Annotated in this window: 23 protein-coding genes; 13 read left to right on the top strand and 10 right to left on the bottom strand. The window is 67.6% G+C overall.

The features are described from left to right. Nucleotides 1–83 precede the first annotated feature (83 nt). Complete coding sequence (gene pgsA, locus OG976_RS23615) at nucleotides 84–689, bottom strand: CDP-diacylglycerol--glycerol-3-phosphate 3-phosphatidyltransferase (RefSeq protein ID WP_328354459.1); 606 nt, start codon at nucleotides 687–689, stop codon at nucleotides 84–86. Between the two features lie 85 nt (nucleotides 690–774). On the opposite strand from pgsA, the gene OG976_RS23610 reads away from it, so the two are divergent. After that, nucleotides 775–1,269: an amino-acid N-acetyltransferase gene (locus tag OG976_RS23610; RefSeq protein WP_328363938.1), complete on the top strand. Its 495-nt coding sequence runs from the start codon at nucleotides 775–777 to the stop codon at nucleotides 1,267–1,269. 120 nt (nucleotides 1,270–1,389) lie between these two features. Further along, a complete protein-coding gene (locus OG976_RS23605; RefSeq protein ID WP_328363936.1) occupies nucleotides 1,390–2,238 on the top strand; it encodes an endonuclease domain-containing protein in 849 nt (282 codons plus the stop codon). 58 nt (nucleotides 2,239–2,296) lie between these two features. On the opposite strand, the gene OG976_RS23600 is transcribed toward OG976_RS23605, so the two are convergent. Beyond that, nucleotides 2,297–4,822 carry an FtsK/SpoIIIE family DNA translocase gene (locus OG976_RS23600; protein WP_328354456.1) on the bottom strand — a complete coding sequence of 842 codons (2,526 nt, stop codon included), beginning with the start codon at nucleotides 4,820–4,822 and terminating at the stop codon, nucleotides 2,297–2,299. Between the two features lie 202 nt (nucleotides 4,823–5,024). On the opposite strand from OG976_RS23600, the gene OG976_RS23595 reads away from it, so the two are divergent. Next, the gene (locus tag OG976_RS23595) at nucleotides 5,025–5,339 is read left to right on the top strand and encodes a putative quinol monooxygenase (RefSeq protein ID WP_328354453.1); all 315 of its coding nucleotides are present in this window, start codon (nucleotides 5,025–5,027) and stop codon (nucleotides 5,337–5,339) included. A gap of 2 nt (nucleotides 5,340–5,341) precedes the next feature. Then, nucleotides 5,342–6,157: a mycofactocin-coupled SDR family oxidoreductase gene (locus OG976_RS23590; RefSeq protein WP_328354450.1), complete on the top strand. Its 816-nt coding sequence runs from the start codon at nucleotides 5,342–5,344 to the stop codon at nucleotides 6,155–6,157. On the opposite strand, the gene OG976_RS23585 is transcribed toward OG976_RS23590, so the two are convergent. Further along, complete coding sequence (locus tag OG976_RS23585; RefSeq protein ID WP_328354447.1) at nucleotides 6,154–7,692, bottom strand: hypothetical protein; 1,539 nt, start codon at nucleotides 7,690–7,692, stop codon at nucleotides 6,154–6,156. The two genes, OG976_RS23590 and OG976_RS23585, sit on opposite strands and share 4 nt — an antisense overlap. 22 nt (nucleotides 7,693–7,714) lie before the next feature. On the opposite strand from OG976_RS23585, the gene OG976_RS23580 reads away from it, so the two are divergent. The 3 genes from OG976_RS23580 to OG976_RS23570 are packed head-to-tail and all read left to right on the top strand — an operon-like array spanning nucleotide 7,715 to nucleotide 10,163. Continuing rightward, a complete protein-coding gene (locus OG976_RS23580) occupies nucleotides 7,715–8,254 on the top strand; it encodes a dimethylamine monooxygenase subunit DmmA family protein (RefSeq protein WP_328354444.1) in 540 nt (179 codons plus the stop codon). After that, the gene (locus tag OG976_RS23575; RefSeq protein WP_328354441.1) at nucleotides 8,251–9,177 is read left to right on the top strand and encodes a PDR/VanB family oxidoreductase; all 927 of its coding nucleotides are present in this window, start codon (nucleotides 8,251–8,253) and stop codon (nucleotides 9,175–9,177) included. Before OG976_RS23580 ends, OG976_RS23575 begins: the two co-directional genes overlap by 4 nt. Before the next feature lie 26 nt (nucleotides 9,178–9,203). Continuing rightward, entirely contained in the window at nucleotides 9,204–10,163 is a 960-nt protein-coding gene (locus tag OG976_RS23570) for a heme-dependent oxidative N-demethylase family protein (RefSeq protein ID WP_328363934.1), read from the top strand. On the opposite strand, the gene OG976_RS23565 is transcribed toward OG976_RS23570, so the two are convergent. The 3 genes from OG976_RS23565 to thyX are packed head-to-tail and all read right to left on the bottom strand — an operon-like array spanning nucleotide 10,150 to nucleotide 13,517. After that, nucleotides 10,150–11,829 carry a ribonuclease J gene (locus tag OG976_RS23565; protein ID WP_328354438.1) on the bottom strand — a complete coding sequence of 560 codons (1,680 nt, stop codon included), beginning with the start codon at nucleotides 11,827–11,829 and terminating at the stop codon, nucleotides 10,150–10,152. The two genes, OG976_RS23570 and OG976_RS23565, sit on opposite strands and share 14 nt — an antisense overlap. A 7-nt stretch (nucleotides 11,830–11,836) precedes the next feature. Then, nucleotides 11,837–12,739, bottom strand: coding sequence for a 4-hydroxy-tetrahydrodipicolinate synthase (gene dapA, locus OG976_RS23560; protein ID WP_328354435.1), 903 nt, complete (start codon nucleotides 12,737–12,739; stop codon nucleotides 11,837–11,839). A 25-nt stretch (nucleotides 12,740–12,764) separates the two neighbouring features. After that, nucleotides 12,765–13,517 (bottom strand): FAD-dependent thymidylate synthase, encoded by a 753-nt coding sequence (gene thyX, locus OG976_RS23555; protein WP_328354432.1) that lies wholly within the window; start codon nucleotides 13,515–13,517, stop codon nucleotides 12,765–12,767. Nucleotides 13,518–13,590: 73 nt separating this feature from the next. Here thyX and OG976_RS23550 point away from each other — a divergent pair, with 73 nt between their 5' ends. The 4 genes from OG976_RS23550 to OG976_RS23535 all read left to right on the top strand — a co-directional run bounded on the left by OG976_RS23550 (nucleotide 13,591) and on the right by OG976_RS23535 (nucleotide 16,796). Beyond that, nucleotides 13,591–13,842, top strand: coding sequence for a hypothetical protein (locus tag OG976_RS23550; protein ID WP_328354429.1), 252 nt, complete (start codon nucleotides 13,591–13,593; stop codon nucleotides 13,840–13,842). Nucleotides 13,843–13,928: 86 nt separating this feature from the next. After that, complete coding sequence (locus tag OG976_RS23545) at nucleotides 13,929–14,837, top strand: MetQ/NlpA family ABC transporter substrate-binding protein (protein ID WP_328354426.1); 909 nt, start codon at nucleotides 13,929–13,931, stop codon at nucleotides 14,835–14,837. After that, complete coding sequence (locus OG976_RS23540) at nucleotides 14,834–16,171, top strand: LLM class flavin-dependent oxidoreductase (RefSeq protein ID WP_328354423.1); 1,338 nt, start codon at nucleotides 14,834–14,836, stop codon at nucleotides 16,169–16,171. Before OG976_RS23545 ends, OG976_RS23540 begins: the two co-directional genes overlap by 4 nt. A 43-nt stretch (nucleotides 16,172–16,214) precedes the next feature. Beyond that, entirely contained in the window at nucleotides 16,215–16,796 is a 582-nt protein-coding gene (locus OG976_RS23535; RefSeq protein WP_328354421.1) for a nucleoside deaminase, read from the top strand. On the opposite strand, the gene OG976_RS23530 is transcribed toward OG976_RS23535, so the two are convergent. Genes OG976_RS23530 through OG976_RS23520 form a run of 3 tightly spaced genes read right to left on the bottom strand, consistent with a single transcriptional unit; the run spans nucleotide 16,793 to nucleotide 19,277 of the window. Continuing rightward, nucleotides 16,793–18,001, bottom strand: coding sequence for a winged helix-turn-helix domain-containing protein (locus tag OG976_RS23530; RefSeq protein ID WP_328354418.1), 1,209 nt, complete (start codon nucleotides 17,999–18,001; stop codon nucleotides 16,793–16,795). The genes OG976_RS23535 and OG976_RS23530 overlap by 4 nt on opposite strands. Further along, a complete protein-coding gene (locus OG976_RS23525) occupies nucleotides 17,998–18,480 on the bottom strand; it encodes a dihydrofolate reductase (RefSeq protein ID WP_328354415.1) in 483 nt (160 codons plus the stop codon). Before OG976_RS23525 ends, OG976_RS23530 begins: the two co-directional genes overlap by 4 nt. Continuing rightward, nucleotides 18,477–19,277, bottom strand: a complete 801-nt coding sequence (locus tag OG976_RS23520; protein ID WP_328363932.1) for a thymidylate synthase — start codon at nucleotides 19,275–19,277, stop codon at nucleotides 18,477–18,479. Before OG976_RS23520 ends, OG976_RS23525 begins: the two co-directional genes overlap by 4 nt. Nucleotides 19,278–19,332: 55 nt before the next feature. Between OG976_RS23520 and OG976_RS23515 the strand changes: the two genes are divergently transcribed. Next, entirely contained in the window at nucleotides 19,333–20,073 is a 741-nt protein-coding gene (locus OG976_RS23515; RefSeq protein ID WP_328354412.1) for a dienelactone hydrolase family protein, read from the top strand. On the opposite strand, the gene OG976_RS23510 is transcribed toward OG976_RS23515, so the two are convergent. Next, complete coding sequence (locus tag OG976_RS23510; RefSeq protein WP_328354409.1) at nucleotides 20,062–20,514, bottom strand: hypothetical protein; 453 nt, start codon at nucleotides 20,512–20,514, stop codon at nucleotides 20,062–20,064. The two genes, OG976_RS23515 and OG976_RS23510, sit on opposite strands and share 12 nt — an antisense overlap. Before the next feature lie 388 nt (nucleotides 20,515–20,902). Between OG976_RS23510 and OG976_RS23505 the strand changes: the two genes are divergently transcribed. After that, entirely contained in the window at nucleotides 20,903–21,310 is a 408-nt protein-coding gene (locus OG976_RS23505) for a hypothetical protein (RefSeq protein ID WP_328354406.1), read from the top strand. Nucleotides 21,311–21,321 lie beyond the last annotated feature (11 nt).

Genomic DNA, 21,321 nt, shown 5'->3' with positions numbered 1-21,321 from the left:
GCAGCCACCACTGAAACGTCAGGAAGGTCCCGTTTGGTTCCCGATGGCTCCCAATGGCGCTGAACTGACCGTTGCCGGCCAGTTCACTGGCCTGCGGATCGGGTCCGCGAGTCCCGCACCGCCGAGACGACGTAGTCGATGCCGGTGGCCACGGTCAGCACGATCGCCGCCCACATCACCACCCAGGCCACGGTCAGCCACGCGGCCGACCAGTTGTGCAGCGGCAGCACGAACAACCCGATCGCGACCGCCTGGACCAGGGTCTTCAGCTTGCCGCCGCGGCTGGCCGGGATCACCCCGCGGCGTAGCACCGCGAAACGCAGCAGGGTGATTCCGATCTCACGGGCCAGGATCACGATGGTCACCCACCATGGGAGGTCGCCGAGCATCGACAGCCCGATCAGCGCGGCGCCGATGAGCATCTTGTCGGCGATCGGATCAGCCAGTTTGCCGAATTCGGTGACCAGGCCGTAGGCGCGGGCCAGTGAACCGTCGAGCCGATCGGTGATCACAGCGACCGCGAAAATCGCGAAGGCGGTTATCCGGCTGGCTGATTCGTGCCCGTCGCCGGCGAACAGGAAGAGCAGGAAGACCGGGACCAGGACCAGCCTGATACCAGTGAGGAAGTTGGCGAGGTTGGCGACTCGTACACGCGGGACCGCTGGACCGCTTGGGGTTTGTCCCGACACGGGAATCACAATATCGGTTGGCAGTCGGGCGCTCCGCGCCCGATACTCTGCACCCGTGAGCGAGTGGCCCGAACAGACCAGCACCATCGGTGTGGTGGTGCGCCGTGCCCGCACCTCAGACGTCCCCGACATCAAGCGCCTCGTCGATACCTATGCCGGCAAGATCCTGCTGGAGAAGAACCTCGTGACGCTGTACGAGGCGGTCCAGGAGTTCTGGGTCGCCGAGCTCGGCGGAGAGGTCGTCGGCTGCGGCGCCCTGCACGTGCTGTGGGCCGATCTGGGCGAGGTCCGCACGGTCGCCGTGGACCCCAAGGTCAAGGGCACCGGGGTGGGTCACGCGATCGTGCTGCGTCTGCTCGAGGTTGCCAGGGAACTCGAGCTGCAGCGGCTGTTCGTTCTGACCTTCGAGACCGAGTTCTTCGGGCGGCACGGTTTCAGCGAGATCGAGGGCACGCCCGTCACTGCCGAGGTCTACGAAGAGATGTGCCGCTCGTATGACATCGGTGTCGCCGAGTTCCTCGACCTGAGCTATGTGAAGCCGAACATCCTCGGCAACACCCGGATGCTGTTGATCCTCTGACCGCGTTGAGTGAGCGCCGGCGCAGCGATCGGTGACGCTTTCGCAGCCTTCAACGCTCAATGAGTGAGGTTGTGGATAGCCGACAGCGGGCACGTGAGTCGGCTGGCAGCGTTGGGCACCATGACGCGGGTGTTCGTCGGCAGCGAGGCGTTGGCGGCTGGGCGGGTGAACCGCTATCAGCTCGCGAACACCCATCAGCGCCTGTTCCCTGATGTTTACGCGCCGCGCGGAGCCCTGACACTTCTGGACCGCACCGAAGCGGCCTGGCTGTGGTCGGGGCGGCAGGCGACGGTCACCGGCCGCGCGGCAGCGGTGCTGCACGGTGCGCGATGGGTCGATCCTGACATTCCGATCGAGCTCAACTTCACCAACAATCGTTGCCCTCGCGGGATTGTCACCCGCCGCGAGACACTGCTGGCCTCCGAGCTCACGCACCGCGGCGGCTTACCCGTCACAACGATCACCCGAACGGCATTCGATCTCGCGCGGCGGGCTACCGGCCGCCGCGGCATCGCGGACCTGGACGCGCTGGCCAACGCAACCCGCTTCCGGGACAGCGATGTCCTCGAGATCGCTGATGCGCACCCCCATCTACGAGGTGTCCGGCGAGTGCCTTCCGTGCTGTCGGCCGTCGACGCCGGCGCGCAGTCACCACAGGAGACGTACCTGCGGCTCCATCTCGTCAACGCCGGCTTCCCGCGGCCTACAACACAGATCCCCGTCGCGCGACCGTGCGGTCGCCGATACTTTCTGGACATGGGGTGGCCAGACATCAAGGTGGCTGTCGAGTACGACGGTGAGCACCACCGCACCAGTCGGACCGCCTACACCATCGATGTGGAGCGACAGGACTACCTGATCTCACTTGGCTGGATCGTGGTGCGCGTGCTGGCCGACCACCGCCGTGCAGACGTCATCAGCCGCGTGCAGCGGGCGTGGGAAGCCCGGTCGACCAGAGCCGCAAGTTGATTGAGCGCTCACGTGGCATTCCTGACTGCAATATGCGACGTGAGCGCTCAATCAACCGCTAGAACTCGTCGTCCGCATCGGCGCCGTTGGCGTCGGACCCGCCGCGGATCAGCGCCAGCGTCCCGGCCAGTTCGTCGGGCTTGACCAGCACCTCGCGCGCCTTCGAGCCCTCGGAGGGCCCGACGATCTGACGGGTTTCCATCAGGTCCATCAGGCGGCCCGCCTTGGCGAAGCCGACCCGCAGCTTGCGCTGCAGCATCGAGGTGGAACCGAACTGGCTGGACACCACGAGTTCGACGGCCTGCAGGAAGACGTCCATGTCGTCGCCGATGTCGGGATCGACGTCGCTGCGCTCGCCGGACGGTTTGGCGGCGGTGACGCCGTCGGTGTACTCCGGTTCGGCCTGATCCTTGCAGGCCTGTACGACGGCCTGGATCTCCTCGTCACTGATGTAGGCACCCTGCAACCGAATCGGCTTGCTGGTCCCCATCGGCAGGAACAATCCGTCGCCCATGCCGATCAGCTTCTCCGCGCCCGGCTGGTCGAGGATCACGCGGCTGTCGGTGAGTGACGAGGTGGCGAAGGACAACCGGGACGGCACGTTGGTCTTGATCAGGCCGGTGACGACGTCGACCGAGGGGCGCTGGGTGGCCAGCACCAGGTGAATGCCTGCCGCACGGGCCTTTTGGGTGATACGCACGATGGCGTCCTCGACGTCGCGCGGTGCGGTCATCATCAGGTCGGCCAACTCGTCGACGATCGCGATGATGTACGGGTAGGGCTTGTACACGCGCTGGCTGCCCAGCGGTGTGGTGATCTCACCGGAGCGGACCTTGGCGTTGAAGTCGTCGATGTGACGCACCCGCGAGGCCTGCATGTCCTGGTAGCGCTGTTCCATCTCCTCGACCAGCCAGGCCAGCGCCGCGGCAGCCTTCTTGGGCTGGGTGATGATCGGGGTGATCAGATGCGGAATGCCTTCGTACGGCGTGAGTTCCACCATCTTGGGGTCGATGAGGATCATCCGCACCTCATCGGGGGTGGCCCGCGCCAGCAGTGAGACGAGCATCGAGTTGACGAAGCTGGACTTGCCCGACCCGGTGGAGCCGGCGACCAGCAGGTGCGGCATCTTGGCCAGGTTGGCCGAGATGAAGTCGCCCTCGATGTCCTTGCCCAGCCCGATGACCAGTGGGTGGTGATCGCGACGGGTGGACGGCGCGGTCAGGACGTCGGCCAGGCGCACCATCTCCCGGTCGGTGTTGGGAACCTCGATGCCGACGGCAGACTTGCCGGGGATCGGGGCGAGCATCCGGACGCTCTCAGTGGCCACCGCGTAGGCGATATTGCGTTGCAGCGCAGTGATTTTCTCGACCTTCACACCCGGGCCGAGTTCGACCTCGTAGCGGGTGACGGTCGGTCCCCTGGTGCAGCCGGTGACAGCGGCGTCGACCTTGAACTGTTGCAGCACCGAGGTGATGGAGTCGGCCATCTGATCGTTGGCCGCGGTGCGCCGCTTAGGCGGGTCGCCCGCGACCAGCAGGTCCAGCGGGGGCAGATGGTAGGGCCCCTCGACGACCCGGTCCAGCGCCTTGGTGTCCTGCTTGGGGGTCTCCTCTTTGGGGGCCTCTAACTCCTTGAGGGCGGCCGGCTTCTTACGGCGTGCCTTCGCGGGCTCGGGGACGGTCGGGGCGTCGTCGTCGAGCGGGTAGTTGTCGTACGGCGTGCCAGCCGGCGTGGGGGTTCCCGGCCACGACGCCGCCTCGTCCTCGTAGGAACGGGGGTCGTCGTAGTAGCCGTCGGAGAAGTCGTCGGGCTCGGCCAGCTGAGCCGCCTGCGGCTCGTCATCGTCGTACTCGTCGTCGTCGTAGTGCGCCCGCGTGCTGAACATGGCGTACAACGTCTCGGGAAGTTCGCGGATGGTGGTGCCCGAGAGCAGCAGTACGCCGAACAGCGCGGCCATGATCAGCAGCGGGGTGGCGATCCACGGCGTGACACCGTCGGACAGCGGTCCCCCGATGGCGAACCCGATGAATCCACCGGCATGCTGGCGGGCCGCCGGGTCCAGCGGCGCCCCCGACCACATATGCCACAGCCCGAGCACCGGCAAGGTGATCATGGCGACGCCCAGGATCAGCCGCGGCCGTGCCTCCGGGTTGGGTTCGGTGCGCATCAGAAGCACGGCGATGACGGCGAACGCCAGCGGCAGCAGGACCACCGCGCCGCCGACAAAGGTCCGCAGCACGGAGTCGATCCACGCGCCGACCGGGCGCGCGGCGTCGAACCAGGAACTGGCGGCGACGACGACGGCGACGGCCAGCAGGCCCAGCGCGATGCCGTCGCGGCGGTGGTGCGGTTCGATGTCGCGGGCACGGCCTACCGAGCGTGCAGTCGAGCCGGCACCCTTGGCCACCATCAGCCAGGTGGCGCGGGCGGCCCGGCCGCTGGCGGCCGCGGCGGAGGCCACCGGCGATGCGGTGCGCTTCTTGGCGGGGGGCTTACGCCGGGGCGCGGCCGGTTTTGCCGGTCGCGAAGCACCCTTTGACCTGGTCGTTCGCGCGCCAGAGCGAGCGGCCGTCTTGTTCGCCATGTCCGCAAGACTAGTCGCATCTGCCCCATCTGCACCATCCGCAACACGAATTTCACGGCGGCTGTTGCCAACCTGCGACCAAGCGCGATTTCGGTGCGCTTGTCGCCGCTCAGCGGTCACAAGCGCACCGGAATCACCAGCGATATGAAGCACGTCTAATGTAAGCGGCGTCACAGCCCATCTCAGCGAGGAGCGCCCCCCGATGCCCGTGGTCGTCATTGCCAGTTTCACCGCCAAGCCCGAGTCTGTGGACGCCGTGCGCGAATCCTGCAAGAAGGCCATTGCCGCAGTCCACGACGAGCCCGGCTGCCAGCTGTACTCCCTGCACGAGACCGACCGGACATTCGTGTTCGTCGAGCAGTGGGCCGACGAGGAAGCACTCAAGACGCACGGCACCGCACCCGCCATCGGCGCCCTGTTCGGCGAGATCGGCGAACACCTCGACGGCGCCCCCGACATCAAGATGCTCACGCCCGTGGTCGCCGGCGACCCGGCCAAGGGTCAGCTGCGGGCCTGATCATGGGTGAACTCGACGGCAAGGTCGCGTTCATCACCGGTGCGGCCCGCGGCCAGGGCCGCGCGCATGCGGTGAAGCTGGCCTCCGAAGGCGCCAGCATCATCGCGGTCGACCTGTGCGACCAGATCGCCAGCGTGCCCTACCCGCTGGCCACCCCGGAGGACATGGCCGCGACGGTCAAACTCGTCGAGGACACCGGAGCGCGCATCGTCGCCCGCGAAGCCGACGTCCGCGACCGGGCCGCGCTCAAGGCCGCTCTCAAGGAGGGCATCGCCGAACTGGGCCGCCTGGACATCGTGATCGCCAACGCCGGGATCGCCCCGATGGCCGACGACGGCGCGTGGCAGGACGTCATCGACGTGAACCTGACCGGCGTCTATCACACCGTCGACGTGGCGATGCGTCCGCTGATCAAGCAGGGCGAGGGCGGGTCGATCGTGCTGACCAGCTCGGTGGCCGGACTGGTGGGCATCGGCGCACCGGTCGCCGGGTCGCTGGGCTACACGGTGGCCAAGCACGGCGTGGTCGGCCTGATGCGGGCGTACGCCAATTTCCTTGCGGCATTCAATATCCGGGTCAACTCGGTGCATCCGGCCGGGGTGAACACCCCGATGATCGACAACGAGTTCACCCGCTCCTGGCTGGACGGACTGGCCCAACAGAACTTCGGCGGGCCGGATATGAGCAACGCGTTGCCGGTGCAGACCCTGGAGCCGGAGGACATCGCCAACGCGGTGTTCTTCCTGGTCTCAGAGGCCGGGCGCTACATCACCGGTGTCACGCTGCCGGTGGACGCGGGCTACGTCAACAAGCGCTAGGCGAAGGCGAACAGGCCGTCGCCCACCCGTACCGGCACACCAATGATGTCCTGGGACAACGCTTTCGCCATCACGTCCTGGTCATGGCTGCGCGCGACGGTGCGCCGTCCGTCGGCCAGATCGACCACGACGATGGCCCGCTCGGGCTGCCCGGACTCGAACACCACGGTGTAGGCCACGATCAGCCCGTCCCCCGCCGCGTCGACGACGACGGGGATCCCGGGCTCGGCCTCGGCGACGGCGTCGGTGACGTCGACGGTCTCGAACGGCGCAGACCCCGGCGCCGCGGCGATCACCAACGCCCCCTGCTTGCTGTAAAGCCCACTGACACAACTGATCAGCGCGGTCCGGGTGTCGGGCGCACCGAGCCGGTCAGCGGCGGCGGCAATCGCATGCAACACGTAGCTGTTGAGCGGACCACCGGCGAACGACATGCCGCCGGTCAGCGTCAGATCCCGCCCGGGCGGCACACGCAACGCCTCCGCACCGATGAGCACCGGCGCCGGGAAAGCCGAATACAGGTCAAGCAGGTCAATCTGCGAGGTGTCCAGGCCGGTGCGGTGGGCGATCTCCTCGGCGATGATCCGCATGGACGCCGGCTGACTGAGCCGGGTTCGTCCCGACACCGGAACGACGTGGTTGGACTCCACTGCAATCACCGGGTAGCGCCGTGCGCTGCGCGGCACCCCGAGTTCGTCGGCGTAGCCCTCGGTGGTGATCAGCAGCGCGCAACCCTGGTCGACGGTCCAGGTGGTCACCATCAGCTTCGGGTACGGAAAGGCGACCATCGGATTGGCCGGCGACGGGTCGCGCAGCTCAGCGGCAGGGTAAGCCCTGCGGCGTACCGCGTGCGGGTTGCCCGCCGCGATCGCGGCGAACCGGGCGTACAGCTGGGCGAGATGATCGCGGTGATCCTCCACACTCACGCCGTGCCGGCTGCGCCAGAAGCTGTCGATCAGGGCGTAGTAGGCGGGGGTGGCCGCCAGCCCGGCGGCGGTCTCGGCCGGGTGGCTCATGGCCTCGTCGAAGGCGGGCGAACGCAGCGACTCGTCGGGCGCCACACCCTCGTCCTGGGTGGTGACGGCGGCCTCCTGCCCTGCCGCGGCCGACCGGACCTTGCGGTAGTGCGCCTCGGCACCCACCACCAGGGCCAGCCGGTGAGCGCCCGATTGGACGGCGCGGCAGGCCTCACCGACCAAGGTGTGCTGCATGACGCCGATGTGGGCGAGCACGGTGTGCGCACCCGCGGCGCCGATCCGGTCGGCCACCAGGCGGCCCGGGTCGGCGTAGCGAGTCAGTCCGGCGGTGGCGCCGATCCAGTCCACCGCGGCGCCCGGGATGTCCCCGAGCGCACACAGAGCCGCCTCGGCCATCAACTCTGCGGCTTCCTTACCGTCGCGGGGATCGGCGTCGCGCCGGCTCACCTCCTGCCAGCCGATCAGCACGGGTGTCGACGGGTCAGCGGGCATGACGAGCTTTCTACCACCCGGGCTGCGCGCTGCCCGCCCGCCGTAGGACAGGCGCTGAGAGCCCACCCGCGGATAGGATCGCGGGGCGATGAGTCCTCACCTGGCCCTGACCAGCGTCCCGCCGTGGGCCGTCGAGGAAGTTCGTCCGCCTGCCGACTTGTCCGGGCGGTCGTGGACGGTGCTCGCGATCGGATCCGACGCCGAGGACATCGCCCACCAGTGGGCCGCACAGGTCAGCTCTCACCTCCCCGGCGCTGCACTGCGGATCCATCACGTCGGCGACGCCGAGGCAGCGTGTACGGCACTGGCGGCCGACGTGGCCGACGCGGTGGTCGGTTGGCGCCTGCTGCTGGCCGGTCCCGCGCACGCGTGCCTGCGGGTGCGCTCGCTGGCCATCCAACTCGGCGTCGGTGATGACGAGATGACCATCGCCTCCACCGAGGTCAGCACCCGCACGGTGTACTGCGCGCACTGCCGGCACGTCAGCGCCGCCGAGATCGAGTTGACCGGCGAGCTGGCGTGCGAAGGCTGTGGCCGCCAGCTGTTCGTCCACTATCACGTGTCGCGGCGACTGGGCGCGCATCTCGGCTTCGCGACTCACGCCGACCGTCAGGACGGCACCCCGTGACGACACTGAGCGTGCACGTCGTCGGCATCGACGACGACGTGCCCGGAATCCGGACTCTCACGCTGGCCCGCCACGACCGGGGGCCGTTGCCGCCGTTCACCCCCGGCAGCCACATCGTCATCGAGTACGTCGGCGGCGCGAACGCCTACTCGCTGACCGGTGACACCGCCGCACCCCGCGAGTACGTCGTGTCGGTGCTGGAATGCCCGCAGGGTCGGGGCGGCTCCCGCTGGATCCACACACTTCGCCTCGGCGACACTCTCGAAATCCGTGAACCGCGTAGCGCGTTCGCACCGGTGCTCGGCGCCCGCCGCCATCTGTTGATCGCCGCCGGGATCGGCATCACACCGATGGTGTCGCACCTGCGCAGCGCCCGGCGGTGGGGCCGCGATGCGCACCTTCTCTACATCCACCGTGAAGGCCGCGGCGCCTACGTAGAGGACATCAAGTCGCTGACCGACAACGCGCGATTCTTCACCGACCGGTCGGTGTTCCTCGCCGAACTGACGGCCACGCTGAGTGATTCGCCACTGGGCACCCACGCCTACGTCTGCGGGCCGGCGACGTTCATCGACGACGTGGTGAGCACAGCGGCCGGACTCGGCTGGCCGCCCAGCCGCATCCATGTCGAACACTTCGGTGGAGACCTGGCTCCGGGTGAGCCCTTCGAGGCCGAATTGGTCAGTAATGGAGCCACTTTCGTCGTCGACTCTGGGGTATCGCTGCTCGAGGCGCTGGAGGCACAGGGGTTGGCGGTACCGAACATGTGCCGTCAGGGGGTTTGCGGGGAATGCCGGGTGGGGGTGCGCTCCGGTGCACTGCTGCACCGCGACCTGTATCTGAGCGAGGCCGAGAAGGAAGCGGGTAACGCGATGATGGCCTGCGTATCGAGGGCGTCTGGCCGCGTGGAGGTGGAGCTGTGAGCACGCCGGTGTCCGCCCCCGATCTGATGGCGTCGTTCCCGTTCCCGTATTCCGGTGACGTCTACCGGTACAGCACCAACCTCGAACCGGCCGGCACCGCGGTGAGAACCCTTGCCGGACAGTGGGGTCAGCAGGTCATCCACATCGACAGCGAATACCACCATGAGCTGGCCGAGCGGAAACGCATCCTGGCGACCGACCCCACCCGGCATGCCGCGCTGCCGCACATGCGGGTGGCGTGCTGGGACACCATGCTGGTTCTGATGACCGAACTGGCCACCGGCTATCCCGAATCCATGTCCCTGAGCCGCGATGGCGAGGTGTGGCATTGGCGCAACGAATTGCTGGGCATTGCCCAGGATTTCGTGATCGGTGACGAGTCCAGCCTGCCGTGCGAGCCGCTGGCCTACATCGCCGGGCAGGTTCAGGACGACATCGTTCTGCTCGACCAGCGCGACGGCGACCTGTTCGCCGATGCCGGTGTGGTGACCTTCGCCGCGGGCTGGTCGTTCGGCTTCAACGTCGGCATGACGTTCCTCGAGATTCACGGTCCGGTGCCGCGTCTGCGGGAATCCGGCGTGATCACCCGGGCCCGGGAATTCCTGATGCGGTTGCAGCCCAACCAGATCTACCGGCGGACCAACTGGTCGATGACGGTCGGCCGAACGCTGGACGTGTCCACCGAGACGATGCCCGAGTGGCTGCCCGACAAAGGTGAACTCGACGCCGTCAGCGATGAGGAGTTCGGCCGGCTGGTGCATCTGCGGGTCGAGGTCCAACACCTGATCCGGCTGGCCGAATCCGGTGCCATCTGCTTCCTGATCCGCAGCTACATGCTGCCGCTGGCCGACATCGCGACCGTCGAGGACTGGCGGAGCCGCATGGCGTCGGTGCTGGCCGAATTGCCCGAGGACATGGCCGATTACAAGGGCATCCTCGCCTACCGTGACCGTGCGGTGAGCTGGCTGCGGTCTAGACCTCGATGACGGTCGGCACAATCATGGGCTGGCGACGGTAGGTCTCCCCCACCCACTTGCCCACGGTGCGGCGCACTGCCTGCGCGATGCGCACCGGATCGGTGACGTTGTCGGCGGCAAGCGCTTCCAGTGCAGCGTCGATCTTGAGCGCCACCGGGTCGAGTGCCTTGGGATCCTCCGAGAAACCCCGGGAATGCAGTTGCGGCGGGGCGGCGACCCGGCCGGTGCCGCGGCGCAGCACCAGGGTGATCGCCACGAAACCCGAACTCAGGGTCAGCCGCTCGCCGAGCGTCGCATCGCCGACGTCGCCGGTGACGAGGCCGTCGACGAACATCTTGCCCACCGGCACCGCCCCGGCGATGCTGGCCACCCCGGACATCAGATCGACGCTGACACCGTTCTCGGTCAACAGGATCCGGTCTTCGGGGACGCCGGTGCCGGCAGCCAGCTTGGCGTTGGCCCGCAACATACGCCAGGTGCCGTGCACCGGCATCACGTTGCGCGGACGGACACCGTTGTAGAGGAACAGCAGCTCACCGGAGTAGGCGTGGCCCGAGACATGCACCCGCACTTGCTGATTGGTGACGACTCGCGCGCCGATCTTGGCCAGGCCGTCCATGACACCGTAGATCGCCTCCTCGTTGCCGGGAATCAGCGAGGACGACATGATGATCAGATCATCGGAGGTGACGGTGATGCTGCGGTGCTCGCCGCGCGACATCCGCGACAGCGCCGCCATCGGCTCGCCCTGAGTGCCGGTGGTGACCAGCACGACCTGGCCGGGCAGCATCTCCTCGGCGGCGCCGATGTCGACGACGTCGCGGTCCTCGATGTGCAGGAATCCCAGTTCCTTGGCGATGCCCATGTTGCGCACCATCGAGCGGCCGACGAAGGACACCTTGCGGCCCAATGCGACGGCGGCGTCGATGACCTGCTGGACCCGGTCGACGTTCGAGGCGAAGCAGGCCACGATCACCCGCTGTCCCTCCGCGCCGCGGATGAGCCGGTGCAGGGTAGGCCCGACCTCGCTCTCCGACGGCCCCACGCCGGGCAGCTCGGAGTTGGTCGAGTCGCACAGGAACAGGTCGACCCCGGCGTCACCGAGCCGCGACATGCCGGGCAGGTCGGTGGGCCGGCCGTCGAGTGGTAGCTGGTCGAGTTTGATGTCGCCGGTGTGCAGCACGGTTCCGGCGCCGGTGTGGATGGCGATGGCCAGCGCGTCCGGGATCGAGTGGTTGACCGCGAAGTACTGGCATTCGAAGACGCCGTGGGTGCTGCGGGTGCCCTCGGAGACTTCGACGAACACCGGGTTGATGCGGTGTTCCCGGCATTTCGCGGCGACCAGGGCGAGGGTGAACTTCGATCCCACGATGGGGATGTCGGCACGGAGCTTGAGCAGGAACGGGATCGCGCCGATGTGATCCTCATGGGCGTGGGTGAGCACCAACGCTTCGATGTCGTCGAGGCGGTGCTCGATGAGCCGGATGTCAGGCAGGATCAGGTCCACACCCGGCTCGTCATGGTTGGGGAACAGCGCCCCGCAGTCGACGATCAGCAACCGGCCCAGGTGCTCGAAAACCATCATGTTGCGCCCGATTTCGCCGACCCCGCCCAGCGGAGTGACGCGCAGCGCACCCGGGGCCAACGGTCCGGGGGGTGTCAGTTCGGCGTTCATGCGCAGCTCATCGCAGGACCGCCGCGGCACGCATGTCGGCAGCCAGCTCGTCGAGTTCCGCGGCGGTGGCCGGCATCTGGGGCAACCGAGGATCACCGGCGTCGAAACCCTGCAACTTCAGCCCGGCTTTGGACAGCGTCACACCGCCGAGGCGGCTCTGCGCGTCGTTGAGCGGTCCCAGGTTCACCGCGATCTTGCGCGCGGTGGCGATGTCACCGGAGTTGAAGGCGCTCAACATGTCCCGCAACTGCCCAGCTGCCAGGTGCCCCCAGACGCTGATGAATCCCACCGCCCCCATCGCCAGCCACGGCAGGTTCAGCGCGTCGTCGCCGGAGTAGTAGGCCAGCCCGGTCTCGGCCATGATCGCCGCGGCGCCGGGCAGATCTGCCTTGGCATCTTTGACCGCGACGATGTTGGGGTGCTGCGCGACCGTGCGCATGGTGTCCCACGCGATCGGCACCACCGAGCGCGGCGGGATGTCGTAGAGGATCACCGGAAGGTCGGTGGCGTCGGCGACGGTGGTGAAGTGCGCGACCAGACCCGACTGCGGGGGGCGCGAGTAGTACGGGGTGACGACCAGCAGGCCGTGTGCGCCGGCAGCGGCGGCCGCCTTGGCCAGATGCACGCTGTGAGCGGTGTCATAGGTGCCGACACCGGCGATGATCCGGGCTCGGTCACCGACGGCCTCGACCACGGCCCGCAGGAGCGAGGTCTTCTCGTCGTCGGTGGTGGTCGGCGACTCGCCGGTGGTGCCGGAGATCACCAGACCGTCGCAACCCGCGTCGACCAGCCGGGTGGCCAGCTGGCCTGCGGCGTCGGTGTCCAGGGAGCCGTCGGGCTTGAACGGAGTCGCCATCGCGGTCAGAACCGTGCCCAACCGGGCGCTGGCGTCGAATCCGCTGATGCTCACGGGCGTCTAGATTACCCGGTCGAGCTCAGACCTCCGTCGCCAGCGGCGACGTCGCCACCTCGGTGCCGTCCGCCAGCTCGGCGATCTCGAAATCGGCGAACACCGACGGCGCGACCTGCGTCAGCGCCCGCAGGCAGGCGATCGCCAGGCGGCGGATCTCCACGTCGGCGTGCTCGCTGGCCCGCATCGCGATGAAATGCCGCCAGGCGCGGTAGTTGCCGGTGACCACGATGCGGGTCTCGGTGTCGTTGGGCAGGACGGCGCGGGCGGCCTGGCGGGCCTGCTTGCGGCGCAGCACGGCGTTGGGCTGGTCGGCGAACTTCGCTTCCAGCCTGGCCAGCAGTTCGACGTACGCCGCCCGGCTGGCGTCGGCGGCCTCGAGCAGGATCTGCTGGAGTTCGGGATCGTCTTCCAGACCGGGCGGGACGACGACCTGGGCCTCGTTCTCGGGCACGTAGCGCTGGGACAGCTGCGAGTAGCTCAGGTGGCGGTGCCGGATCAGTTCGTGGGTGCACGAGCGGGAGATGCCGGTGATGTAGAAGCTCACCGAGGCGTGTTCGAGCACCGAGAAGTGGCCGACGTCGATGATGTGCTTGAGGTAGGCGGTGTTGGTGGCGGTGCGCGGGTTGGGTTTGGACCAGCTCTGGTAGCAGGCCCGGCCGGCGAACTCCAGGAGTGCCTGGCCGCCATCGGCGTCGGTGCTCCAGGGCACGTCGGGAGGTGCCAAGAACTCGGTCTTGGCGATCAGTTGCACGCGCAGCGGCGCCGTCTCGGCCACCGAAGAACAGTAGCGCTGAGGGGGGATGGCAGGTGAACTGACAGGCGCGGGGCGCGCTCGTAGACTCAGACGCGTGTCCACACTCGCGGATCTGGAGGCGCGCGTCGCCGCGCTCGAGGCCTCGCAGGCCGACTATCGCGCCGTGCTCGCGGCAGTCAATGCGCTGGGGGCGAATCAACGCGAGATGGCGGGCACCCTCGTTGAACACGGGGTGCGACTGACCTCGCTTGAATCGAAGCTGGACGACACCAACACCCGAGTCCGCTCACTGGAGGACACCACGTTCGAGATCAAGGAACTTCTGATCCGCGCGCTCGAGCGCTAGCTGGCCGGTTTTGCGATCATCGCGAGTCGATCGCGGTGAGCGCAAACCTGGGCAACCAGCCCGTTGTGCAGCAGTCTTCTCGAAGTATGAGCATCGACGAGTCGGTCGCGGCCACGCCGCACGGTTTCACCCTCAAACAACGCAGACGCTGGCCGTATCTGGTCGCCGCGATCATCGTGATCGCCGCAGCGGCAATCTATTTCATCGTGCAGCGTTCCGGTGGCACTACATCGGCCAATGAGACCGCGGGCGCCACAGTCGACGTCGTCTACCTGGACTCCAACCCGGCAGAGAAGGCGATCATCGAGTACATCGCCGCCAACGTCGCCCCCGACTACAACGTCAAGGTGGGCGCGGTCGGACTCGGTGACAGCACGCAGATCAACCAGGCCATCAGCGACGGCCGCTACGCGGGCACCATCTTCCAGCACCGGCACTGGCTGCAGCAGGTGCTCGACGCCAACCCGAGCTTCAAGGAACAGGCCGCCACCGGACCGTTCTTCCACTGGGTGTTCGGCATCTGGTCGGACAAATACAAGACGCCCCAGGAACTTCCGGACGGGGCGACGGTGTCGCTGCTGGCCGATCCGGCCAATAATGCCCAGGGCATCTGGTATCTGGCGCAGGCCGGGCTGATCACGCTGCGCCCGGACGCCGACATCACCGCATTGACCACCAAGGACATCGTCACCAACCCGAAGAACCTCACGTTCACCCTGCTCGACTTCGGGGCCCAACCGCGCGCGCTACCCGACCTCGATGCCGTCGTCGGCTATGCGGAGTCGTTCCTGGCCGCCGGGGTGAGCGAGGACAAGCTGATCTTCGCACCGAAGTCACCCGACGAGTTCGCCTCGGTGCTCACCGTCGGCAGCAACTACATCGACACCGAGAACGTGCAGAACCTCATCAAGGCGTTCAAGGACCCGCGGGTCCAGGAGTTCATCGCCACCGATCCCGAGGTAAAGAAGCTTGCACTCCCAGGTAATCCGGGGTGAGCGCGCGCCAACTTCACCTGGGGGTCAACGTTCTGTCCGACGGGATGCACCCGGCGGCCTGGCAGTACCCGGGAGCGGATCCGAACTGGTTCACCGATCTGTCGTTCTGGACCAACCTGGCGCGCATCTCCGAGCGCGGGACGCTGGATGCGTTGTTCTTGGCCGACAGTCCGTCACTGTTCCAGGATCCGACGCAGCCGTTGGTGGCTCCACCACTGGCACTGGACCCGCTGGTCCTGCTGTCGGCGCTGGCGTCGGCCACCACGCATCTGGGGTTGATCGCGACGGTGTCGACGTCGTTCGAGGAGCCCTACAACGTGGCCCGGCGGTTCGCGTCGCTCGACCATCTCAGCGGTGGCCGGGTGGCCTGGAACGTGGTGACCAGTAGTGACCCGTACGCGTGGAACAACTTCGGCGGCGGCGCACAGCCCGATCGTGGGCAGCGGTACCGCCGTGCCGCCGAGTTCATCGATGTGGTTCGGGCGCTGTGGGATTCGTGGGACGACGACGCCGTGCTCGCCGACAAGTCAACCGGGGCGTTCAGCCGCCCGGGCGCGATCCACACCATCGACCACCGCGGCGAGTTCTTCTCCGTCGACGGTCCGCTGACCTTGCCCCGGCCCCCGCAGGGGCACCCGGTGCTGTTCCAGGCGGGCGGCTCGTCGGGCGGACTGGATCTGGCGGCCCGCTACGCCGACGGGGTGTTCGCGGCCCAGGCCTCACTGCCGGACGCACTGGGCAACGCCGACGAGTTGCGTTCCCGTACCGCCACTTACGGGCGTCCGCGCGATGCCGTCCGGATCATGCCGGGGCTGTCGTTCGTGCTGGGCAGCACCGAGGCCGAAGCCCGACGCCGCAACGACGAACTCAACGAGCTGGCCGGCGAGCGTCGGCTGGCACATCTGGCCGGCCAGTTGTCGGTGGACCCGTCGGAGTTGTCGTGGGACAAGCCGCTGCCGCAGTGGCTGTTGGACGGCGCCGTCACCGACACCGGGTCACAGGGGGCCCGCGACATCGTGGTGAACCTGGCGCGGCGGGAACATCTGACGGTGCGCGAACTGCTGGACCGGGTGATCACCTGGCACCGGCTGGTGGTCGGCGGACCCGAACAGATCGCCGACGCGATCGAGGAGTGGTTCGTGGCGGGTGCTGTCGACGGGTTCAACCTGATGCCCGACGTGTTCCCGTCCGGTCTGGAATTGTTCGTCGACCACGTCATCCCGATCCTTCGCGAGCGTGGACTGTTCCGGCGCGAGTACACGACGTCGACCTTGCGGGGGCACCTCGGGCTCCCGCGGGTGCCGGACCGCAGGGTGGTCGCCCAGGCGGGGTGAGCGTCCGACGCGCGGTCGCGGGGTGCGCGCGTTAGCGTTGGCCATGTCGACGATCGCACCGCGCCTGCTGGATGTGTTAGAGCAGGAGATTCTGCCGCTGACCGATCGTGGCGTGGCGGCGGGCAATAAGGTGTTCGGCGCGGCGATCCTGCGCAAGGACGACCTGTCTGTGGTCGTCGCCGAGACCAACGGCGAGACCGAGAACCCGTTGTGGCACGGCGAAGTTCACACCCTCAAGCGGTTCTACGAGCTGCCGGAGCGGCCCGGGTCCGACGAGCTGATCTTCCTGTCCACCCATGAGCCGTGCACCATGTGCATGTCGGCGATCACCTGGGCGGGCTTCGACAACTTCTACTACTTCTTCAGCCACGAGGACTCCCGGGACAGTTTCGCCATCCCGCACGACCTGAAGATCCTGTCCGAGGTGTTCGGCCTGCAACCCGGCGGGTACCGGCGCAGCAACGCGTTCTGGACCGCGTATTCGATTCCGGCACTCGCAGACTCCGAACCCGAGCCGTTGCGCTCGCAGCTGCAGGCTCAGCAGCAGCGCATCAGGGAGTGCTATGACGTGCTGTCGGCGCGGTACCAGGAATCCAAGGGCGACAACGATATTCCGCTGAGCTAGACCAGTCTACGCAGCGGCGCAGCCAGCTCGCCTCGCGCGCCGACGCTGATCGCCGGCAACCCCAGCCAGCCGGCCATCGACTGCAGCTCGGCGCCCAGGGCAGGCGCTACCCGCGACGCCTCGGCCCCGGGTTCGGCGAACGCCCCGATCACGTTGAGCACACCCGCGTTCCGGTCGGCCTTGAGATCGACCCGGCCCACCAGCCGACCGTCGAGCAGGAATGGCCACACGTAGTACCCGTACTGCCGCTTGGGCTCTGGGACGTAGATCTCGATGCGGTAGTGGAAGCCGAACAATCGCTCCACTCGCGGCCGGAAGAAGATCAGCGGGTCGAACGGGCACAGCAGTGCGGTACCGCGGTCGGCGCGCGGCACGGACAGCCCGGCCCGTAGATAGCCCGGCGCCGGCCAGCCGGCCACCTCGACCGGCTCCAGCTCCCCCTCGGCGATCAGAGCGGCGACCGCAGGCTTGCTCTGCTTCGGGTTCAGCCGGAAGTAGTCGCGGATGTCGGCTTCGGTACCCACGCCCAGGGCGGTGGCCGCCCGCAGCACCAACTCCCGCACCGCCTCGTCGTCGTCGACCTCACGGGCCAGCACATGCGGGGGTAACACCCGTTCGGTGAGGTCGTAGTGGCGGGCGAATCCCACCCGCGTGGCCGTCGTCAGGGCCCCCGACGACCAGAGCGCCTCGGCCACCCATTTGGTGTCGCTGCGGTCCCACCACGGTCCCTTGCGGCCGCGCTGCTCGCTGTTGAGGTGCGCCTCGATCTGCCCGGCCGTGCTCGGCCCGTGCTCGGCGACGGCGGCCAGGATGTCCTCGGCCAGCCGCGGGTTCTTCTTGACGATCTCGGTACCCCACCGGCCGTGGCTGTACTCGCGCATCCGCCACCGCATCAGCGGCCAGTCCTCGACGGCCATCAGCGCGGCCTCGTGCGCCCAGTACTCGACCAACAAGCGGGGTGAACGTGCGCTGTGGCTCCAGGCCGCCTTGTCCAGGACGTCGCGGTCGTAGGGACCGAGCCGGCTGAACACCGGTGCGTAATGGGCGCGTACCGCCACCGACACCGAGTCGAGTTGCAGCACCTGGATGCGTGAGATGAGCCGACGCAGATGGGCGCGGGTGACGGGCCCGCTCGGCTTCGGTTCGGCCAAGCCCTGGGCGGCAATCGCGATCCGGCGGGCCTGGTCGGTGGTCAGCCGGGTCATGCCCGCAGGAAGTGGTGGAACCGGTAGCGCAGACCCGAGCTGCTGTCCTGCCAGTCCCCCGACGTGCCGACCCAAGATTCGTCGAGCATCGGGGCCAGCGCGTCGTCGTCTTCGAGGCGCAGGTCGATCTCGACCTCGGTCACCTCGCAGCGGGTCGCCAGCGGCAGCGCGAGACGGTAGATCTCCGACCCGCCGATCACCCACGTATCGTCCCCGGCCACTGCCTCTTCGAGGTCGCCCACCACCGTCGCTCCGTGCGCCATGTAGTCAGCTTGCCGGGTGAGTACGACATTTCTGCGTCCCGGCAGCGGGCGCACCTTGGCCGGCAGTGATTCCCAGGTGCGACGGCCCATCACCACGGTGTGGCCCAGGGTGAGGTCCTTGAACCGGGCGAGGTCTTCGGGCAGGTGCCAGGGAATGCCCCCGTCGCGGCCGATGACCCCGGAACTCGACTGCGCCCAGATCAGGCCAAGGCTCATACGGCGACCGGCGCCTTGATCGCCGGGTGCGGGTCGTAGTTGCGGATCTCGATGTCGTCGTAGGTGTAGTTGAAGAGCGAATCACGCGGCGCGAGAAAGAGTTCCGGATACGGTCGGGGGTCACGGCTGAGCTGCTCGGTGACCTGCTCGATGTGGTTGTCGTAGATGTGGCAGTCCCCACCGGTCCAGATGAACTCCCCCAACTCCAGGCCGGCCTGGGCAGCCATCATGTGGGTGAGCAGCGCGTAGCTGGCGATGTTGAACGGCACACCGAGGAACAGGTCGGCGCTGCGCTGGTAGAGCTGGCAGCTCAGCTTGCCGTCGGCGACGTAGAACTGGAACAGCGCGTGACACGGCGCCAGCGCCATCTGCGGGATCTCGCCGACATTCCACGCCGAGACGATGTTGCGGCGGCTGTCCGGATCGGTGCGCAGCAGTTCCAGCGCGTTGCTGATCTGGTCGATGTGTTCACCCGACGGGGTCGGCCACGACCGCCACTGCACGCCGTAAACGGGTCCGAGATCGCCTGTGTCAGAAGCCCATTCGTCCCAGATGGTCACGCCGTGCTGCTGAAGCCACGCAACATTGGAGTCCCCGCGCAGGAACCACAGCAGCTCGTAGACCACCGACTTCAGGTGCACCTTCTTGGTGGTGATCAACGGGAAGCCGGCGGAAAGGTCGTAGCGCAGCTGGTGGCCGAACAGGCTGCGGGTGCCGGTGCCGGTGCGGTCGGCTTTGGGTGTCCCCTGCTCGAGAACGAGTCGCAGCAGGTCCTCGTACGGCGTGGGGACTGGCACTGAGATCGGCACGCCGATCAGCTTACGTCCGCAGCGCTGGAGTAGAAACGATGCCATGCCGACCATCTCTGACACCGTCACCACCGCCGACGGCACCTGCCCCGTCACCGTGGCCATCCCCGACGGATCTGGCCCCTGGCCCGCCGTCATCATGTACCCCGACGCCGGCGGAGTCCGGTCAGCCTTTCGTGACATGGCGGCCCGGCTGGCCGGGCTGGGCTATGTGGTGCTGCTGCCCGACGTGTACTACCGCCACGGCCAGTGGGCGCCGTTCGACATGAAGAACGTCTTCACCGACGCCGGCGAACGGCAACGGCTGTTCGCGATGCTCGGCAGCATCACCCCGGACGCGATGGAGTCCGACGCCCGCGCCTTCTTCGACTACCTGGCGGCACGTCCCGAGGTCAGCGGCGAGACGTTCGGCACCACCGGCTACTGCATGGGCGGGCGGACGTCGCTGATCGTGGCAGGCCGGGTGCCCGAGCGGGTGGCGGCAGCGATGTCGTTCCACGGCGGCGGGCTGGCCTCCGAGGACGACGGCAGCCCGCACCTGCTGGCCGACAAGATCCGCGCCGCGGTCTATGTGGGTGGGGCGGCGGACGACGCGTCGTTCACCGAAGACCATGCCGAGGCGCTCGACAAGGCGCTGACCGACGCCGGGGTCGAGCACACCATCGTGTGGTACCCGGCGCTACACGGGTTCGCGGTGACCGACAACGCGCCCTACGACGAGGCGTCCGCCGAGAAGCACTGGGCCGCAATGACGGAGTTCTTCGGGGCGCACCTAGCTCGGTGAGCTCTTCTTGCGCAGACTGCGCAGCGCGCCCATCAGACCGCGGGTGGCGTAGAAGAACACCAGCACCGACAGCAGGATCAGGAAGATGAACGTCGGCAGCCAGTTGGTCCGGCTGTGCGGAACGTTCCACCAGACGATGGTGAACAGCACCGCACAGACGAACACCACGATGTCGCGCCAGTTGCCCTTGTAGGAGGCGGCGACGTCGAGGAGTTCGCGGCTCTTCTCGGTGCTGACGATCACGTCCTGGATGCGACGGTCGATGCTGGCCTTGAGCGCGGCCCGAAGTTCGACGTCCTCGGGCGGCAGCTTGTCCAGCAACTCGAGGTCGGACTTGATCATGCCGCGGACGTCCGGGCCTTTCATGGTCCCGGCGGCGATACCCAGCAGCGCGCCACCGGCGATCGGGGCAGCGCCCAGCGCGAGGTCAGCGATTCCCATGTCAGCCCTTCCATTCGCCCTGCTCCCCAGAGGGTAGTGCGCGGGTGGACCAGTGTTTGAGGCACGGCGAGAATGGCCGCGGTTCTCCTGCTCACAGACATGCTCAGCGCGCTGGAGTGCCCGTACCGAGCCCGCCGATTCCTGCCAGCTCGTTTCAGCTGACGCTCGACGGGCGGAAGCGCGTCACATCATCACGCGGCGCAGCGAATCCATCCCACTCGCCAGCCACCAAACACGGGCACACCACAGCAAAGCAACAAAACGACACCTTGTGCACCGTTCGGATGACATTCCGATACGCCGTTCGTACTATTTGCCCAGCTAGAGCTGGCGCATCGGCGCTTGCCCTGGAAACCTCCAGTCTGACAGTCAGCACTAGGAGGAACTCATGGCAAACATCATCAACGCTCTGCGCATCCGCTCGGTCGCCGTGGGCATCATCGGCGGCGCGGGCGTCGCCGTCGCGATCTTCGGAGCCGGATCGGCCCACGCCGATGGGTTGACCACCAACGCGGGGTCCGTAGACGCCGACGGCACCCAAGGCTCCTGGGCGCCTGCCGTCACCGGTTCGCAACGTCCGACGCAAGGCATCCAGTTTGTTAGTCGCACATTTGAAAACGGTGGCTGCGAGATCGAGTTGGGCCGTCAGCATTGCCACACCTCGGCGTTGTGGTCGAACGCCAGTAACGACGCTGACAGTGCGCTCGGCGCAGACGCTATGCAAGCCGCCGCAGTGCGCGGTCCTCACATCTCAGCTACGCCTGGCTCGAAAGCGTCGGTGCCGCGAGGCTACTGATGAAAGCCACG

This window comes from Mycobacterium sp. NBC_00419 (genome assembly GCF_036023875.1).
GTDB lineage: Bacteria > Actinomycetota > Actinomycetes > Mycobacteriales > Mycobacteriaceae > Mycobacterium.
The sequence above is the reverse complement of the archived record's forward strand: the minus strand, read 5'-3'. Positions and strand labels throughout refer to the sequence as shown.